Origin of the sequence: Ekhidna sp., from assembly GCF_965247405.1 — a bacterium.
GTDB lineage: Bacteria > Bacteroidota > Bacteroidia > Cytophagales > Cyclobacteriaceae > Ekhidna.
Map to the genome: position 1 here is coordinate 1,783,822 of NZ_OZ252014.1, position 19,434 is coordinate 1,803,255.

Below are 19,434 nucleotides of genomic sequence, written 5' to 3' on the forward strand. Positions count from 1 at the left end.
CCTACTTCTCCAGATCTTTCACACTATCCATGACTTTGTCATGGAGGCTGTCCTTGTATTTCTGAAGATTCTCTGCAATTGCATTATCCGTAGCACCTACTATTTCAGCTGCCAGAATCCCTGCATTTTTTGCTCCGTCTAATGCAACAGTCGCCACAGGTATTCCTCCAGGCATTTGCAGAATTGAGAGTATCGAATCCCACCCGTCAATGGAGTTGCTTGACTTAACCGGCACTCCTATCACAGGAAGTGTGGTAAGTGATGCCACCATGCCGGGCAAATGTGCGGCACCACCAGCTCCAGCAATGATCACCTGTAGTCCTTTGTCCCTGGCTCTCTCCGCATACTCAATCATGCGATGTGGAGTCCGGTGAGCAGATACGATTGTCAGCTCGAACTCCACACCAAGTTCTACAAGTATATCAGCAGCTTGTTGCATGACAGGCAGGTCTGATTTGCTACCCATAATAATCCCGACTTTTGGTGATGCCATTACGCTTTTACTTTTAGTGTTTCTTTTACTTTTCGTGCCTTCACTTTCAAGCTTTCAATGGAATCATCGGTGATGGTCACATGTCCCATTTTTCGAAAAGGCTTAGTTAATTTCTTTCCATAAAGATGCACATAAACTCCCTTCATTGCCATACAGGTTTCCATTCCTTCATAACGTGCATTTCCGGCAAACCCATCTTCTCCTAGTAAATTCACCATTGCGGCAGGTGTAACCAGCTCCGTAGAACCAAGAGGTAGATTAAGAATAGCTCTCAGATGCTGCTCAAATTGAGAGGTGAGATTTGCCTCGATCGTGTGGTGACCTGAGTTGTGTGTTCGTGGAGCTACCTCGTTCACTAAAATATTACCTTCCTTGGTTAGAAACATTTCAACAGCTAATAGCCCAACCATGTCCAGCTTTTCGATTACATCTTTGGCCAGCGCATACGCCTTCGTTTCAGTTTCATCTGTGATCTGGGCTGGCGCAAATAAAAATTCAACCAGGTTGTGTTCCGGGTGATACGAAAGCTCTACCACCGGGAAACAATTCATTTCACCCTTTTCATTCCTCGCCACAACTACGCTTAGCTCTTTTTCAAAATCAACAAGCTTTTCCAGAAGCCCTGGTTTGTCAAATGCCTTTTCTAAATCCGATTCTGTCCGTATCATTTGAACTCCTCTGCCATCGTATCCCTCCGTACCCAGCTTATTTACCGCCGGAAGCATCTCCTTATTACTAGCTACATCTTTCGCATTTTCCGTTAGCACAAAGTCGGAAGTAGGAATACGGTTGGCCTTATAAAAAGTCTTTTGTTTTCGCTTATCCTGGATCAACTCAATGATTTCAGGTTGTGGGTATACCTTTTTTCCTTCACTCTGCAGTCGTTTCAAAGCAGCTACACTCACGTTTTCTATCTCAATTGTTATCAGGTCAAACTGCTGACCCCACTGATAGACAAGCTCTTCATCTGTGAGCTTCCCAACAGAAAAATGCTGCACCAAGTGTGCGCAAGGGGCATTTTCATCCGGGTCTAAAATGGAAATGTCGAGGTTATAATCAATGGCACTCTGGATCATCATGCGGCCCAACTGGCCTCCTCCCAGTACCCCTATTTTAACGTCGGTGATGTCTTCTTTTGGCATGCGGCAAAGATAACCTGACAACAACTTTCTGTGTTGTTAAAATGAGATCAAGTATCTTTAATAGGATGGAAAAGCACAAAAAGAAGGTAAAGAAGAAAGAAAAAAAGGAAACCAGTGAAATGGAGAAAGAGAATAGTGAAGAGACAGGATTTCCTAAAGATGTTGACTTCAAAAATTTCTAGGATGCGGGGGATAAGTATTTTCGCTGGATTATCCACTCTGCAACAAAGAGATTTGGAACCCAACAGAACCATGCGATGGTTTGATACGCTTCAAGCTCTGAAATTCCCATTATTATCATCAATGGCATGAAAAGCCTAAGGGTCACAGCACCTAACGTAACAGCAAAGCTTCTTATCATCCATCGCTCGTGTGCTGTTATATTCCCTTTTCTTACACTCACAAAAGCCATGACCGTAAACCCAAACCAGCAAATAGCCATCATTCCAAATCCCATCACATTATTAAAACCACCATTGGCATATAATGCCATATAAAAAGCAGCCGGTGAACTACATAAAACAATAGCTATTACGTATATATATCCAATCTTCTTATGAAGACTCAAGTGCTTTGATCTGAAATTTTTTAGAAACTGTAGCCATCCAATCCCTAACGCAATAGCTCCACCCAGAAAGTGCATATGAAAAGCCACGCGCCATGTTAACACCTCTGCTATGCCATTGGTTTTGAAGGAATAGAAATCTTCTCTGAACAAATGCGATAGTGCATAAAGAGCTACTCCAACGCATAAAAAGCCGTAAAAACCGTTTCTGAATTTTATAATTGGAAGTGTTTTCACGTCATGAATTTACTCAGAAATAAAAACTCTTTTTACCCTGTTACTTACATTCGTAAGAATTTCATAGGGGATGGTATGCGCCCATTTTGCTAATTCCTTGATGGTTGGATTCTTTCCAAATATCAATGCCTCGTCACCTTCTTTTGCATTCACATCCGTCACATCCACCATTGTCATATCCATACAAATATTACCAACGGTAGGACACAACTTACCACCTATTTCAACGAAAGCATTTCCGTTTCCAAATGATCGAGAGTAGCCATCTTCATACCCGATCGGGAGGATAGCAATTTTGCTATCTCTTTTTATTTTGCCCATGCGTGAGTATCCTACCGTGTCACCTGCATTTAGGTTTTGTATCTGAGAGATGACCGTTTTTAGTTGACTGCTGTTCCGTAAGTCAAGTTTGCCAGTCGGATCAAACCCATGCAATCCGATACCCAGCCTGACCATGTCATAATGATACTGTGGCCACCTAACTATCGCTGGCGAATTGCACGCATGCCTGATTGGAGAATAACCAATGGTTTCTTCGATTCGTGCATATGCATTACCAAAAAGTCGGGCCTGATTAATTGTAAATGCATCTTCATCAACCATATCTGAGCTGGAAAAGTGTGTAAAAACTCCTTCAACTTTTACTTGTGGATTGGCTTTTAGAAGGCTAATCAATCCATCTACTTGATCAGGTGAGAACCCTAATCGATGCATTCCTGTATCAATTTTGATGTGGATTTTCGGATGTTCTCTGGTGTCTTTAAGCAATCGCTTTAAATGTGAATTGCTGAAGATTTCTGCTTGAAGGTCATATCGTTCAAACTGCTCGAAGCTCTCGATATGAGGATTCATGATCATGATTGGAATATTGATTCCGTTCTTCCTCAGTTGGATGGCCTCATCTACATAAGCCACACCCAGCATGTCTACCCGTTGATGTTGCAGAAAGTTTGCCACCTCCAGCAATCCACTTCCATAGGCATTGGCTTTTACCATCACCATTAGCTTGGTAGACGGTTTTAAAAGCGTCCGATACTGGTTCAGATTGTGGAGAAGTGCTTCAAAATTCACCTCCAGTACCGTTCCATGACTTTTCTCCTGAAGTCGCTTCACCACACGCTCTAATTCAAAATTTCTAGCACCCTTCACCACGATCATTTCTTCATGGAAAAGAGGCATGTTTTCAAGTAGCTCTTCCGTGTTCTCGAAAAATAATGACTCCTGAGGAAATAGTTTTGATGAAGCTTTAATCTTTTCTCCCACACCTATTAAGCGTGAGACATTCCGCGACTGCATGAGACTTGCTATATCCGAATAGAGGTCTTTATCCTCTTTCCCCGAGTGCAGAATATCAGATAAAATCAATGTTCTTTTCGGGTTTTGCTTATGGGATTCCAGGTAATCCAATGCCACTTTAAGTCCCGCCTCGTCGTTGTTGTATGAATCATCCAAAATGTAGCACCCATTGATACCCTTTTTCAATTCAAGACGCATCGGAACCCCTTCAATTAAATCAATGCCCCTTTGAATTTGATCTCGATCTAATCCTAACTCACTGGCTGCTATTATTGCGTGTGTAAGGTTTTCCAACTGTGTTTTAGTCTCAAAATCAGTGGTATAAATTGCACCATCTATCACAATTTTTCCATTCTCCCACTTCACGTGATTATTTGCCCCCTCGTTAACACTCCAGGCCTTCACTTTTTTTCCTAAATTCTCCTCAATCAAGCTAAAGTATGTTGAATCCTTGCAGCAAATGACTTTTCGTGATCCATCGAAAAGCTTTAGTTTTTCAAGTAGTTTTTGTTCCTTGGACTCAAAACCATCATCATGTGCTTCTCCCAGATTGGTGAAAATGCCAATAGTGGGATTAATAATTTTTCCAAGCTTCTCCATCTCACCTCCTTTGGAAATTCCTGCTTCAAAAACACCAATTTCATGACCTTTTCTAATTTCTAACAATGAAAGCGGAACCCCAATCTGAGAGTTAAAACTTTTAGGGCTTTTGACCACAAAATACTTTTCCGAAAGAATGGTGGAAAGCCACTCCTTAACTGTTGTTTTTCCATTGCTCCCTGTAATCCCAATTACAGGAATGTCAAACCCTGCTCGATGATGTGACCCTATCATCTGAAGCGCTTCAATAGAATCATTCACTTGCAGGACATTGAGGTCTGGTTGATCTATCGCTTTTTCTACAATGAAATTTCGAACTCCTTTTGAAATGGCTGCCGGAATAAACTCATGCCCGTCTCTTTTTCCCTGTATGGCCACAAAAATTTCATTGCTGTTTCCCGCGATGGTTCGTGTATCGGTTGAGAAATGAATGACCTCCAGATCTTCTGCTATTTGGCCTTGAGCATTGGTGATTTTTTGCAGCTGTGAGAAAAGCATCACCTAAATTATCAATTCCATTTCAAACTGATTGACTTGATTTTCAAATCCGCAACTCATCAAAAAAACATCGAACCCGATCTCGTCATCAGGAATATTCATAATGGTTAAAGGCTTATCTGTAAGTGCCTGTGCTTTTCTGATCAACGACAAGCCAATACGACTGTGCCTGTGCAACCGATCCACAGCTATTTGAGAGATCCGACCCAGGTGTGGTTGCATGATCAAGTATCCGGTAAGCTCCCCTTGCCCATCTCTGGTAATCAATACTTTTTCATTGCCTCGTTTCAAATGCTCTTCGCTATCCAAAAAACATGGATGAAAATCGATAAAGGAAAAATCCACATCTTTCATATCTCCTTCCTCTACATCTACCTCTAATGTTGAGTCAAGATCTTTTACTTTTTTGTAACACTTAAACCTGCGCTTAAATGTAAAGCCGATTTTCTCATATAGAGCGATTGCATAAATGTTGGTTTCCACAACCTCCAAAAGAATACGCACAAGGGATTTTTGCTGAACAAGTGGAATCAGATAGTCGTAAATCTGAGCAGCAACATTTTGATTTCTGAAACCCGGAAGCACTCCTGTGCCTCCATTGTATGCTGTGGGTATTCCCTGATACAAATTGGAGCTGTGAAGAATAAAGCCTACCATCTCATCTCCATCCAAAGCTGCTGCGGAAATTGCCCGGTCAAGTAATAGTTTTTTATGAATTCGATAATTAAACTCCTCTATGGACGGCTCGAATCGCACCTCATTTCGTGCGAATGCTGAGGTGAACGTCCGGTATAGTGGGATTAAATCCTCATCATTTAATAATCGTATATTCATCTAATTACTTAACACTTTAAGGAACTTACAGGCCTTTATTTGCTCTTATTACTTGAGCATTAATAAAATTACGCTTATCTGACCAAAAGGAAAACCCCTCATGCAACTAGACGAATTAGAAAAATGCATTGATTTAGAGGTTGTAAAAACTGAAAAGCGAAGACTTGAGATTTTTATTGGCATCCTTCTCATTGGGTTGGTCCTGCTGCTGACCAACATGATTTTCTTTCCTACTACCATTTCAGATACTTTTATTGACAGCAGAAGTATGAAGTTGGGGATTATTACGGCTGCTGCTTTTGTGGTTATCCTTTTGGTCTCCCGGTGGATGGTTGGGAAAATTGCGGATTGTGAAAAGCCTCTTCCAATTTGGTATAAATACTATTCAGTAATCTCTGATTCTGTGGTGCCTTTCATTTGGTTGTATTACATCATTAGATGGGAAGGAAACAGTATTTTTCTTGACTCTCCATTGATATTCATTTTTGTTCCTATCATCATAGTTTCAGCCCTTTACCTCAATTTTTGGATAAGTTTTCTGAATGGTGCTCTGATCAGCTCCATTTATGTAATAATCATCTATTGGACATTTGAAACATATGATACCACTTTTATGCTCCCTTCAATTGTCTACTACACCAAAGCAGTCATGTTTTTTATTGCGGGCATTTGTGCCGGGCTGGTCGCTAAGGAACTGAATAAAAGGCTGACGATTTCAATCAAAACACAGGAAGAACGCGATGAGATTGAGTCTCTTTTCAGCAAGCAGGTTTCCAAAGAGGTAGTGCAAGCTCTCACACAGACAGATGGAGCCAGCTTCAAGATCAAAGCTTCCGTATTGTTTCTGGATATTCGAGATTTTACAAAACGAGTACAGCTGCTTTCCCCTGAAGAGGTGAATAAATTTCAGAATCGCTTTTTTGGTCCCATTATGGATTGCATTCATGAAAATAATGGCATGATCAATCAGTTAATGGGTGATGGGCTAATGGCTTCTTTTGCAACTGAGGATGGCGATATACCAGAGAATGCCTTTATGGCAGCAAGAGATATCCTATCCACAGTAAGTCGAATGAATAAGTCTGAATGGAACGAAGAGATCAAGGTAGGAATAGGCATCCACAATGGTGAAATCATTGCCGGGAACATTGGAAATAGCACCCGTCAGCAATTTTCAATCTCTGGAATTCCAGTAATCACTGCTGCAAGGCTGGAACAGCTCACTAAGGATTATAATTGCTCTTGGTTAGTCTCCTCCCATTTCTATAATGAGGTGAAACACCTGGCCACCAATGGAACTTCAATCGGGCAGGTAAAACTCAAAGGGATTGATCAGGAAATGGAAATAATCAAACTGGCCTGATAGTGAAATACTTCGATAGAGACCTCAGCTGGCTTTCATTCAACTATCGTGTTCTGATGGAAGCAATGGACGAAAGTGTCCCGCTTTTGGAACGGTTGCGATTTATTGCAATCTACTCCTCCAATCTCGATGAGTTTTTTCGGGTCAGAGTAGCTGATATTCGAAATATTAAAAGAATCGATAAGAAAAAGATCAACAAGAGACTTGATTTTGATGCCAAAACACTTCTAGCGGATATTCATAAGGAAGTAAGTCATCAACTCGATCAATACGGTCACGCAATGCGCGAGATTATTGATCAACTTAAAGAGAAAGGTCACTTCATCTGCACGGATACAGCGGAGATTCCCTCTGATTTAAATGGTGACTTACTCAACTACTTTAAAACGTACGTTGCAGCCTATTTGCAACCAAAGAAATTAAACGAAAATACCGAGCTATTCCTGGACAATCAGGCCATTTATCTGGCTGTCCATTTTGCAGATGATATTTCCATCCTAAACATTCCAACAGATCATCTGTCTCGGTTTTCACAATTTCAGATTGGGGGTGATACCTACTACATCTTTTTAGATGATGTGATTCGTTTGCATCTGAATCTGGTGTTTCCGGAGAAGGAAGTAAAAGGGGCTTTCTCAATTAAAATAAATAAAGATGCAGAGCTTCAGATTGACGATGAATATTCCGGGAATCTGGTAAGGAAAATAGAGAAGCAAATCCAAAAGAGAAACCTGGGTACTCCTGCTCGCTTTTTATTTGACATTAAAATGCCAGATGAAATGTTGGCTTCCTTGACAGGCCAGCTTCAGCTATCCTCAGATGATGTCGTCACTGGTGGCAGATATCACAACCTCAATGATTTCTTTCAGATCAACATTAAAGATCCTGAATTAAACTACTCTCCCCAACCTTATGCGCCAGCACACTCTCTGCAAGGTTCCAGGTTTATCTTGAAGAAACTGGAGGAGCAGGATCATTTGCTTCATTTTCCCTATCAGTCTTACGATTATGTTCTTCAATTTTTTAATGAGGCAGCCATTGATCCGGAGGTAGAAGAAATAAATGTGACTTTCTACCGAATGGCTAAAAAATCCACCATTGCGGAAGCTCTTATAAGCGCCTCGAACAATGGTAAAAAAGTAGCAGTGTTTATGGAAGTCAAAGCCAGGTTTGATGAGAAAAACAATCTGGATTGGGCAAGAAAAATGCGTGCTGCAGGAATCAAAATCATCTATAGCCTACCAGGCCTTAAGGTTCACGCGAAGGTGGCTCTGATTCGAAAAAAGAACAAAATGTATGGGTTCTTCGGGACTGGAAACTTAAACGAAAAGACCTCTGAAATCTATTGTGATCATGGACTGCTGACATCAAATGATCATTTGACAAAAGAACTGCATCACGTCTTTCAATACCTACTTACCAAGTATACACCTCCTCCTTTTCAAAAACTCATTGTATCACAGTTTGGTGCCTATGAGAAGTTCATTGAGAAGATAGATCGTGAAATTCAGCATGCAGAAGCTGGACTGGAGGCCCGCATCATCGTAAAGGTTAACAACCTGCAAGAACAGACTTTGATTAAAAAACTAGAAGCGGCAAGTAGAAAGGGTGTAGATGTAAAGCTGATCGTGCGCAGCATATGCTGTCTTATTCCCACCAATGACCTAAAAGTGAAGCGTATCGTCGATCGATATCTGGAACACGGAAGGGTCTTCTATTTTCACAATAATGATGAGCAGGAGATTTACTTGGGCTCTGCCGATTGGATGAATCGTAATCTACATCGTAGAATAGAAGTCTGCTTTCCTGTTACGGATGATCGAATGAAACAGGAAATTCTAACCATTTTAAAGTTTCAATGGCAAGACGATATTAAAGGAGTATGGCTTTCTCCGAAAATGAAAAATGAAAGACCAAAGCTCGAGCATAAAATAAGGGCCCAATTGGCAACCTACGATTACTTAAAAATTAATAAGGATAAGGAGACTTGAAGAAGAGTTCTGCAACGATAAAGCCGAGAATGGCAAGCACAAACCCGAACATGAAAATGGTGTAACTGATCCTGAGTAAACGATATTTTTTCCCTAAGACTGCTCCAAGGAAATAGATGTCTTTGATCATGCTTCCATAGAGATAATCAGCATCTTTCAGCATCTCTTTCATTCCCCATTCATAATCATCAAATTTCATTCGATGAAAGTTTCCGAAAAATAAAAGGTTCGTCTGTTTATTGATGATATCCTCATGCTTAAATCGGCCTTTGGTTACATTTGGCCGGGTGGCAAGCACAGCAAATACGATAGTGGTGAGACACACCAACGTAAGCATAATTGCCGGCACAGTCATGTGTGGATACTCTTCCAGCTTTCTGATTAAAACAGACACCAACACCGATAAAATGATCGAGTTGATTGAGATCATAATGTTGGCCTTATTGTCAGCGATGGCACTAAGCTCCATGTGGTTTTTTGAGGTGGTACGAAACATCGTCTCAATACCTCTTGTAGGTTTGAGTTCCTTTGCTTTTTTTACCTTCTTCTTCAGCTTGGAGACCTTTTCTTCCAGTTCTCCTACTTTTTCGCTTTTTTCCATGATTTTAGCCGATCCCGTACTTTTTTGAGGTTTTCCTTAACAGCAGATTCGTAATTATTCTTGGCATATTCGGTAAAAAAACAGTGCTTATCCAAAAACTCCTGATTCATCTCCAGCCACTCCGATTCCGGTATCTTACAAACTTTAGTTTTCTCCAATTCCTTGTGTAGTAAATCTGCTTTTGCAAAATAATTGTGATCTGCCAGATGCATCATATCAGCATCACAGATGACCTGCTCCAGCATGTTCTTCGGATTCTGCGGCATTTGAGTAGCCATAATGCATCCAGCCACCTCTTCAATTCTCTTTTCCGGATAATTGTGTTTCTTCAAAAACTCCTTGGCCATTCGAGCCCCATTTTTCTCATGACTTTCAGCCCCTTTTGTATAACCAATATCATGAAACCAGGCGGCTATTAGAATGACTTCTCTTTCCTCGTTGCTCAAGTGTTGCTCCTCTGCGATTTCCTCAGCAGAATTCACCACATCCAGCGTATGATTGATGGAATGATAGGTCATGTCATCAGGTAGATTTTTTGTCAATACCTTGATAGCATAATCTTTAACCAGACCCAGAATTTGACTCCTCGACTTCATTCTTTCCAAATCAGTTTACAAAATAGAACAAAAATTAGGCATTTTAGTGTTGTAGCCTTGACATTTTAAATCGACCAATGAATTTAATAAAGAACATAGCACCTATTTTATTGTTCCTTCTGGTGGCTTCTTTCACTCCAAGCTGTTCTTCTGCTTCTTTTGGCCAGCATGCCGACAGCCTCTTTCTTGTTGATTCCCATCTGAACTTTACGTACGACCTAAAAAAGCCAAGTGAGAAGCATTTTTTGCCCTATGTGCTGGAAGAAATCTCGGGAATGGCTTACAAGGTTCCTTCCCAAATTTTGGCTGTTGATGATGAGTCCGGAAAAGTCTTTGAATATGATCTCAGGAAAAAAGAAATTGTTCACTCCATCCAGTTTTATAAGTCTGACGACTATGAGGGTGTAGAACTTGTTGATAATGACATCTACGTTCTCAAACACGATGGAGATATTTTCCATTTTAAATACAGTAAGGAAAAAAAAGTCGCATCAAAAAAACATGAGACTCCCCTCCACAACGATAATGATACCGAAGGCCTGGGATATGATCCACTGCGGAACCTTCTGCTCATCGCATGTAAAGAGAAAGGACACATAGGAGATAAAAAGATTAAAGGACGTGCATTTTATTCCTTTCACCGCACAAAAAAAGAACTCTCTGCTGAGCCCATTTTCGTCATTGGTCCTGTAGAACTGGAAAGGTTTTGGGAAGAGAACAAGGATTTTGATTATGAAAAGAAACGAATAAAATTTAAACCTTCAGCGATTGCAACCCATCCTCTTTCAGGACATTATTACATTCTATCCTCTGTCGGAAAAATGCTAGTGGTAGCTTCTCCACAAGGGAATATTTTGGGCACATATCCAATATCTCCTCGTGTCCTTGGTCAGCCAGAGGGCATCTGCTTCTCTCCTGATGGAAACATGTTCATTAGTAGTGAAGGTGAGGGTGACAGGGGCTACATCTTAAAATTTGATATGCAATGAACGATCCCATTAGACTGCTTTTGCTAGTGTTCCTCCTTCCATCGCTCTCGTGGGGGCAGCAAGTTTATCTGATTGGTGACGCAGGTGAGCCAAAATCACCTGACCCAAACCTGGAATTGCTCAAAGAAAAAATCAAAGGTGCCACAGAAGATGATTTCCTGATCTTCCTGGGAGATAACATTTACCCTAAAGGATTGCCTGACAAGGAGGATCCTAAGCGGGAAGCGATGGAAAACAAACTCATTCCCCAGCTGGAGGTAATGAAATCTTTTCCTGGCAAAGCCTATATCATCCCAGGAAACCATGACTGGGCACAGGGAAGAAAATATGGATGGGAGTATGCTATGAATATGGAGCGATTCATCCATGAGTATTTTGAAGAAGAAGAGGTTTTGCTGCCATTGGGTGGCTGCCCGGGACCTGTTGAAATCCCCATGAGTAAAAAATCAACGCTTGTCATTTTAAATACGCAGTACTTTCTGCATGGCTGGGACAAACCGGACGAAGATGACAATTGCGAAAACAAGTCCACCATCGAAGCACTTGAGGACTTGAAAACCATCATTAACCGTAACAAAGGAAAGCATATCCTCATCGCAGCACATCACCCCATTTACACCTATGGTGAGCATCACGGCAATTTCAGTTTTAAAGATCAGATGAAGCCACTGCCAATTCTGGGTAGCATTCAACCACTTTTTCGTAGGTTGATTGGGAATATTCAGGATAACACACACCCTAAATACCGGGCAGTAATGAATCAGGTGATCGCAGCAATGAATGAAGCCGAAGAAGTGATTTATGCGAGTGGTCACGAGCATTCGCTACAACTGATTCAAAAAGAAGGCCATCATTTTATTGTCAGTGGGTCTGGCTCTAAGACCTCTCATGTGAAGCAGGGGAAAGGAAGTTTATTCGCGAAAAGTGAGCAAGGTTTTGCAATTCTCAATCTGGAAGATGACGGACAGGCTGATGTCGCCTACTTTGGTATCGAAGAAGGAAGCTTGTACCAGGGCACCCTTTACAAAAAGGAATTAAGAGAAACGCTGAATGAACTTCGCCCAATTGATTTCTCTGATAGTTCTATAAGCGTAGTGGCCAGTAAAAAGTATGAGGGAGATAAAGGAAAACACCGATGGCTGGGTAAAAACTATAGAGATGTGTGGAGCACTCCTGTTGAGGTTGAGGTTTTTGATATAGGAGCTGAAAAAGGCGGCTTGGAAGTGGTGAAAAAAGGTGGGGGAATGCAAACGAAATCTTTGAGAATGGAAGCCAAAGACGGGCGACAATATGTACTTCGCTCCATTGAAAAGTATCCTGAAAATGCCATCCCTACCGCACTGCAAAAAACATTCGCTCAGGACATTGTTGAAGATCAGATTTCTGCCTCTCACCCTTACGGTGCTTTCATAATACCCCATCTCGCAGAGCCTGTTGGCATCTATCACACCAACCCTAAGCCAGTTTTCATTCCTGATGATCCACGGCTGGGTCAGTTTCAAAGCACATTTGCTGGTTCACTTGCGTTATATGAGGAGCGTCCGAATGAAGCCGCCTCCAGGGATCCTTATTTTGGTGGTGGAGAAGATATTGATGGAACAGATACAGTCATTGAAAATTTGAGAGAGGATAATGACAATGAAGTGGATCAGGATTTTGTAGTTAGGAACCGACTTTTTGATCTGTGGATTGGTGACTGGGACCGACATGATGATCAGTGGCGCTGGGCGCAGATAGACAAGAAAAAAGGCAATATTTATCGGCCTATCCCCAGAGATCGGGATCAGGCTTTTTTCATTAATGAAGGGGTCATTCCAACAATTGCTGCTAGAAAATGGGCCCTCCCAAAAATTGAAGGGTTTGACGAGGATGTAGATTGGGCTCCCGGATTGAGCCAGAATGCGAGGTTCTTTGATCGGACATTTATGAATGAACCAGACTGGAACGACTGGCAGGAACAGATCCGGTATTTAAAAGAAAACCTAACTGATGATGTTATTCATCAGGCAATTGCCCAATGGCCCGATCAAATTCAAGAACTAACAGGCGAGCGAATCAAAAAAGGACTGAAAGCCAGAAGGGAAAATATGGAGTCTTATGCCCGGGAGCTTTATCTCTTCCTCTCAAAAGAGGTGGAGGTCACGGGTTCCGACAAACACGAATATTTTCAGGTTGTGCACCTGAGTGATATAGAAACCAAAGTGACCGTCAGGAAAAGAAAAAAAGACGGAGAGTTGGAGCAGGTTATTTATGAGCGGCTATTCAAATCAGACGAGACGAAAGAAATCAGGCTTTATGGTTTAGATGGAGAGGATGTGTTCGAGGTAAAAGGGCTTGACTCAAAAATCAAAATACGAATCATTGGAGGAACTGACAAGGACCTGATCATCAATGGAAATGCCGAAGAAAAACTCAAAAATGTCAAAGTCTACGATCGTTATAAAAGCACTCGTGTTCAGGGGAATTCCAAAGGCTTGTTAAAACTAAGCAGCAGACCAGACATTAATCGATACGACAGAAAGGCTTTCAAGTATGATGTCTTAATGCCTTTGGTCACTGCAGCCATTAACCCAGATGATGGAATTTTTCTGGGTGGGGGCTTTGCATACACCAAGCACGGTTGGAGAAAAGAACCATTTGCTTCCAAACATACCTTCAAGGCCATTGGCGCTTTTGAGACAGGTTCATACCAATTTGATTACACGGGCGATTACACAGATGCCCTAGGACGCTGGGACTTGAATACATCGGTGCTATGGCAGGAACCATACTTTGTAAACAACTACTTTGGATTTGGAAACGAGACAACATTCTTAATGGATCAATTTGTGTCACCTGACGATGACCCAATCGATTATTACCGAGTTCGAATGGATCGGCTGGATTTGAATGTGGGTGTTTCCAGAAATGTGGGAGCTAAAGCCAAATTCTACTTAAGCACCGGATACAAGTCAGTAGAGGTAGAAAATACTACCAATCGTTTCATTTCTGACCAACCCAGCGATATGAATGATTTTGAGGAAAACCGATACGCACGCTTCGCCACCGGAATTGTATTTGACTCAAGGGATAGTAAGGTATTGCCACAGGCAGGAATGACGGCAAGAGCCGAAATCGAACATCTTGAAGCACTAACTGACTTTTCTGAAAACACGACTAAATACAATGCTGAGTGGGCCTTTTATCTTACAACCCGTCTCCCTTCCAGATTAGTCATTGCCAATCGATTGGGTGCTTCTTACATACCGTCCGATAACTTAGACTTTTTCAACGCAAGCATTCTTGGTGGGCGCACTAATCTTAGAGGCTTTCGGAGAACTCGTTTCTACGGTCAATCCTCCTTTTACCACAATCTGGATTTGCGACTAAAAATTGCATCTTTCCGTAGCTACATTTTCCCTGGCCAGTTCGGGCTACTGGCTTTCCATGATATGGGGAGAGTGTGGGTAAATGGAGAAAATTCCAATGAATGGCATCAAGGGAAAGGATTTGGCGTTTGGCTGAGTCCGCTTAATACGGTGGTTCTGAACGTCAACTATGCTTTTGGTGAAGACGAGAATCTACCTACGTTTTATATGAGCTTTTTCTTTTGATTTCGCGAAACGCTATTCCTCAAATGCCCATTCAATCTTTTCCTTCATGTCCTTAACCACTATTCCCTGAGCCTTAAGGTCGGCACGAAGCTTATCTACCCGCTCGAAATCACGATTAAACTTTGCGTCTTTATACTCACTTAAAATCGTATCGATTAAGGCTTTATAATCAACATCAGCCTCTACTTTAAGTCCCAGAACATCTTCAGTGAAACCAAGGAATGTCTTCTTCATTCTTTTAAAAGTCTCCTCACCGATCTCCCCAAATTTCAATTGGCCAGTGTGAAGTGAATTGACCTTCTTTACAAGGTTGAATAAATGCCCAATTGTAAGTGCCGTATTGAAATCATCGTTCATGGCATAGTAGCAGTTGTCACAGATTTTATTGATCTGTTCTACCTGCTTCTCATTCAGCTCGCCCTCGTCCTCAGTCCATTCCATTTCCTGCATGATCCGCATGCCATTGGCCAAACGAACATACCCCTTTCGCGAGGCTTCCAGAGCATCATTTGAAAAGTCAAGTGTACTAGCATAGTGCGATTGCATCATAAAGAATCGCACAGTCATTGGACTATATCCGCGCTCCAGCAGCTCGTGATCTCCAGCCATTAGCTCCCGAGGTAAAAAAGAATTACCTAATGACTTACTCATCTTTTGTCCGTTCACAGTGAGCATGTTGGTATGTAACCAATACTTAGCACCACCCTTTCCGTATGTTCCGGCATTCTGCGCGATCTCACATTCATGGTGAGGAAACTGTAGATCCATACCACCCCCATGGATATCAAATTCTTCACCCAAATATTTAGTGCTCATCACCGAGCACTCCAGGTGCCAGCCGGGAAAGCCATCACTCCATTCAGTCTCCCACCTCATGATGTGCTCAGGGGCCGCTTTTTTCCAAAGTGCAAAATCTAATGGATTCCTTTTGTCGCTCCCTCCATCTAGGTCACGGGTCTCGCTCATGAGGTCTTCGATTTTTCTACCCGAAAGCTGCCCATACGCATGATCTGAAGCATTGTGATATTTCTCTACATCGAAATATACCGACCCATTTGACTCATATGCATAGCCATTCTCTATCAGCTTTTTCGTCATCTCGATTTGCTCCATCAGGTGACCAATGGCTGATGGCTCTATGTCTGGTGGGATCGCATTGAAAAGCTTCATGACATCATGAAAATCATTCGCATACATCTGAACAATCTCCATTGGCTCCAGTTGGTCAAGCTTTGCTTTTTTAGAAATTTTATCTTCACCAGTGTCTGATAAATGGCCCACATCAGTGATATTTCGCACATATCTTACTTTGTAGCCAATAAATTGTAAATAACGATACACCACATCAAAACTGAGAAATGTTCGAACATTTCCTAAGTGTACATTACTGTAAACCGTAGGGCCGCACACGTACATTCCAACATGCGGAGGATGTAAAGGCTGGAACTCTTCTTTTTGTCTGGTGAGTGAATTATAAATTTTTAGCTTTCCAATCATGCGTCCTGTTTTGTCTGGCAAAGAAAGGCATTTACCGAAAAAATTACATCGAGGTTGCCTAATCCTTTTTAACTCCAAAAAATTCCTTCTTTCATTCAATTCTGAATTTATCATTTGCTAATTATCGTTGTAGCTTAGCAAATAGTATTTTTCCACCACCATGAAAAACGTACTCGCCTGTATTATTTTTTCGATGGTTTTGGGGTTATCGTATGCCCAAAACATCAATTCTCTGATCTCTGAGGCCAAACAAAACCTTGAGAGAAATCACTGGGAAAAAGCACGAGACAGTTTTAAGCAAATTATAGAAGCGTATGAGGATGATATGACTTATCATCAACGTGCACAAGTCTTTAATCATCTAGGTTATCTACACTATAGCTTGCTTGATCCTTTTGAAGCTGAGCGATACCTGAATCTTTCGATACTCTATCACGAGGAGGCCGGAATTCCTAATCAGCGTGACTATGCAGAAGCGCTTTTAAATATGGGTGTACTTTACCTAGATCAGGTGGAGTTTGACCTGGCAAGGCAGTATATCCAAAAATCCCTTGATATTTTAGAAAATCTACCCAACGCCAGAGCGCAATATTGGATTGCCAGATCAAAACTGGGCTTTGTGTACGAAGAGGCCGGATCTTATACCCTGGCACTTAGTATTTATAATGAAAGCTATGAGCAACTGGTTGCTTCCGGCAATGATCTTTCTCCAGATTTTGCCGAGATCTGTATGCACAAAGGTCGGATTCTTATTTTCACCGGCGACCCTGACGAAGGCGAAAAATTCATCAATTTAAGTACAACTATTTATGAGTCGCTTGGGCCTGATTTTGCCGTTCAGCGTGCTGAATCTTTAGAGCATCTTGCCATTTTCTACGAGAGAATGGGCCGATATGACGAGGCAGAAGAAACCCTGTTGACGGTGCTGAAACTTAAAAGAACAATCCCGGATGAAGCTGACATTCTGATTATCGAAACCTTGAATGATCTTGGAATTATGTACCATCAGCTAGGTCAATATGAAAAGGCCAAAGAGATGTTTAATGAGGTGGTTTCAGAATGTGAAGAAAACGTTGGTACGGATCATCCATTCTATGCCACAGCTAAAAATAACCTTGGGGCACTGGCTATAGCCGAGGGAAATTTCGTGGATGCACGAGAAATGTTCAACGCCGCATTAGCTACTTATAAGATAAAGTTCGGTGAAAGCCATCCTTACTATGCTAACGCATTAAATAATCTTGCTCGGGTTGAGCGAAAACTTGGAAACACCTATCTGGCCGAACAATACTATCGTGAAGTATTAAAAATAGATGAGCGTATTTATGGTAAAGATCATCCTGATTACGCGACTACCTTGATCAACCTTGGAATTTTGTGCAGCGCAAACGGTAGAGAGGATGAAGCAGCAAAATACTACGAGGAAGCTGTTCAAATTCGAGCTAAGGTGCTGGGAGAAAATCATCCAGCGTATGGAAGTGCATTGGAATACATGGGTATGCATGCGCTTGCAATAGGAAACTATTCTAACGCTGAAAAATATTTCAGTGAATCGATTAGAATTCAAATTGATCGCATTCATACACTATTCCCTATTATGAGTGAGATCGATCGCCAGTCCTTTTATGATGGGATTATCAAAAGCATTGATCGGTATAATTTCATTGCGTTTGGTTTATTGGATCAAAAACCAGAATTGGTTAAGAATATTTATGACTTTCATGTCAAAACCAAAGGGATACTATTTAGCACTTCGGACAAGGTGCTTGAAAAAATTCAGGAAAGTGACGATTATGAGCTGAAAGAACTATACCGTCAGTGGCAGTCAGATAAAAGACTCCTCGCGAGCTATTTCCAAATGGGTATCCACGAGTTGGAAGACTTGAATATAAATCTCCAGTATGAAGAGACCCGAATTGAACGGTTAGAAGATAATTTGATTTCACGCATCGATAACTTCGAGGGTTCGCTTCAGCGGTTTCGTGAAAATTGGCAATCCGTTCAACAAAAAGTGAGATCAAATGAAGCCTTTGTTGAACTCGTCCAGATAAGGGAGTTTGAATCTTTAGACCAGGCCCAGGGCACCTTATTCAGCTTTACTAACTACACCAAATATCTGGCGGTAATTTTCCTTCCTAATCAAGACGAACCAGTATTCGAAATTATTGGTACCAATGCCACTACCGATCCACAATATTTAAGTCAATACAAGGATTACCTTGACGGAGATACCGATGGCCAAAGTTCCTTTAAGCTCCTTTGGGAGCCTATTCATGACCGTGTCAAAAATGTGGATTTTGTTCGGTTGGGATCAGATGGTATTTTTCATGGAATCAACCCAAATGTTTTTGAAACTTCAGCAAAAAATCATGTGATAGATGACTATCTGGTTACAAATCTTTCCAGCCCTCATGACCTGTTTAGAGAAAATGCAATCGTATATAGTCAGCGTGCATACATTTTCTCCAACCCGGATTACGTAAGTAGTGAAATCAGCGATCCGGCTGATCTTGGAGAGTTGCCGGTTATTTCAGGTGTGAGTGAAGGTGTTTTTGATCCTGTGGACTGGAGTGTACGGTCTTATGAAGGAGAAAATGCCAATGAATTAAGAGTTCGATCAGCATTTAATCCAACGGTGCTCCACATTGATGCGTATGGGTTTTTTGAAGACAGGTTTAAATACATCAGAACGAAAAGCCCATTGACAAGTAAACTGTTTCAATCCGGAATCTACCTTTCAGGTGCCTCAGAATCTTATTCAAGGTTTTTGGAGGGCATTCGTACGATTTCAGAAAATGATGGGATTCTAAGTACACATGAGATCATGAATCTTGATCTAACAAAAACAAAGCTGGTTGTAGTCTCTGATATCACTAGCCAGGCAAATTCAAGCACCGCTAACGCATCCTATGGGTTGCAAAGAGCTTTCATGGTAGCCGGTGCACATAATGTACTAATGAAGGTTTTTAAGTCAGAACAAGACATAACTAAGGAGATGTTAACACTCTTCTATGAAAAATATAATGAGACCAAAAAGATTGGAAGTTCGTTAAAACAAGCACAACTTGAATTACGAGCCAAATATCCTGACCCTAAGACATGGGGTGGTTTTATGATTACAGGTATCGAATAAAATTTG

The 19,434-nt window shown here is 41.4% G+C and carries 13 protein-coding genes; 5 read left to right on the top strand and 8 right to left on the bottom strand.

Annotated features, from left to right (window positions below; genetic code table 11):
- Position 1: 1 nt before the first annotated feature.
- From purE to ACP14Y_RS08085, 5 genes are all read right to left on the bottom strand, one after another.
- Positions 2 to 493: a 5-(carboxyamino)imidazole ribonucleotide mutase gene (gene purE / locus ACP14Y_RS08065; protein ID WP_424962448.1), complete on the bottom strand. Its 492-nt coding sequence runs from the start codon at positions 491 to 493 to the stop codon at positions 2 to 4.
- Positions 493 to 1,635, bottom strand: coding sequence for a 5-(carboxyamino)imidazole ribonucleotide synthase (locus ACP14Y_RS08070; RefSeq protein ID WP_424962449.1), 1,143 nt, complete (start codon positions 1,633 to 1,635; stop codon positions 493 to 495). Before ACP14Y_RS08070 ends, purE begins: the two co-directional genes overlap by 1 nt.
- Before the next feature lie 178 nt (positions 1,636 to 1,813).
- Complete coding sequence (locus tag ACP14Y_RS08075) at positions 1,814 to 2,437, bottom strand: DUF2306 domain-containing protein (RefSeq protein WP_424962450.1); 624 nt, start codon at positions 2,435 to 2,437, stop codon at positions 1,814 to 1,816.
- A gap of 9 nt (positions 2,438 to 2,446) precedes the next feature.
- Positions 2,447 to 4,831: a bifunctional UDP-N-acetylmuramoyl-tripeptide:D-alanyl-D-alanine ligase/alanine racemase gene (locus tag ACP14Y_RS08080; RefSeq protein WP_424962451.1), complete on the bottom strand. Its 2,385-nt coding sequence runs from the start codon at positions 4,829 to 4,831 to the stop codon at positions 2,447 to 2,449.
- 3 nt (positions 4,832 to 4,834) lie between these two features.
- On the bottom strand, positions 4,835 to 5,665 hold the full coding sequence (locus tag ACP14Y_RS08085; RefSeq protein WP_424962452.1) for a GNAT family N-acetyltransferase: 831 nt from the start codon (positions 5,663 to 5,665) through the stop codon (positions 4,835 to 4,837).
- Between the two features lie 100 nt (positions 5,666 to 5,765).
- Here ACP14Y_RS08085 and ACP14Y_RS08090 point away from each other — a divergent pair, with 100 nt between their 5' ends.
- The gene (locus ACP14Y_RS08090) at positions 5,766 to 7,028 is read left to right on the top strand and encodes an adenylate/guanylate cyclase domain-containing protein (RefSeq protein WP_424962453.1); all 1,263 of its coding nucleotides are present in this window, start codon (positions 5,766 to 5,768) and stop codon (positions 7,026 to 7,028) included.
- Between the two features lie 2 nt (positions 7,029 to 7,030).
- Positions 7,031 to 9,019, top strand: coding sequence for a polyphosphate kinase 1 (gene ppk1, locus ACP14Y_RS08095; RefSeq protein ID WP_424962454.1), 1,989 nt, complete (start codon positions 7,031 to 7,033; stop codon positions 9,017 to 9,019).
- Here ppk1 and ACP14Y_RS08100 read toward each other — a convergent pair.
- Positions 8,997 to 9,620: a Pycsar system effector family protein gene (locus ACP14Y_RS08100; RefSeq protein WP_424962455.1), complete on the bottom strand. Its 624-nt coding sequence runs from the start codon at positions 9,618 to 9,620 to the stop codon at positions 8,997 to 8,999. The two genes, ppk1 and ACP14Y_RS08100, sit on opposite strands and share 23 nt — an antisense overlap.
- Positions 9,599 to 10,216: an HD domain-containing protein gene (locus ACP14Y_RS08105; RefSeq protein ID WP_424962456.1), complete on the bottom strand. Its 618-nt coding sequence runs from the start codon at positions 10,214 to 10,216 to the stop codon at positions 9,599 to 9,601. The genes ACP14Y_RS08100 and ACP14Y_RS08105 overlap by 22 nt, the downstream gene beginning before the upstream one ends.
- 77 nt (positions 10,217 to 10,293) lie before the next feature.
- On the opposite strand from ACP14Y_RS08105, the gene ACP14Y_RS08110 reads away from it, so the two are divergent.
- Together ACP14Y_RS08110 and ACP14Y_RS08115 are read left to right on the top strand one after the other, a co-directional pair.
- Positions 10,294 to 11,205 carry an SdiA-regulated domain-containing protein gene (locus tag ACP14Y_RS08110; protein WP_424962457.1) on the top strand — a complete coding sequence of 304 codons (912 nt, stop codon included), beginning with the start codon at positions 10,294 to 10,296 and terminating at the stop codon, positions 11,203 to 11,205.
- A complete protein-coding gene (locus ACP14Y_RS08115) occupies positions 11,202 to 14,798 on the top strand; it encodes a BamA/TamA family outer membrane protein (RefSeq protein WP_424962458.1) in 3,597 nt (1,198 codons plus the stop codon). The genes ACP14Y_RS08110 and ACP14Y_RS08115 overlap by 4 nt, the downstream gene beginning before the upstream one ends.
- Positions 14,799 to 14,810: 12 nt before the next feature.
- Here the strand turns inward: ACP14Y_RS08115 and cysS are convergent, their stop codons facing one another.
- On the bottom strand, positions 14,811 to 16,295 hold the full coding sequence (gene cysS / locus ACP14Y_RS08120) for a cysteine--tRNA ligase (RefSeq protein WP_424962459.1): 1,485 nt from the start codon (positions 16,293 to 16,295) through the stop codon (positions 14,811 to 14,813).
- A gap of 160 nt (positions 16,296 to 16,455) precedes the next feature.
- Between cysS and ACP14Y_RS08125 the strand changes: the two genes are divergently transcribed.
- On the top strand, positions 16,456 to 19,428 hold the full coding sequence (locus tag ACP14Y_RS08125; protein ID WP_424962460.1) for a tetratricopeptide repeat protein: 2,973 nt from the start codon (positions 16,456 to 16,458) through the stop codon (positions 19,426 to 19,428).
- Positions 19,429 to 19,434: the final 6 nt, after the last annotated feature.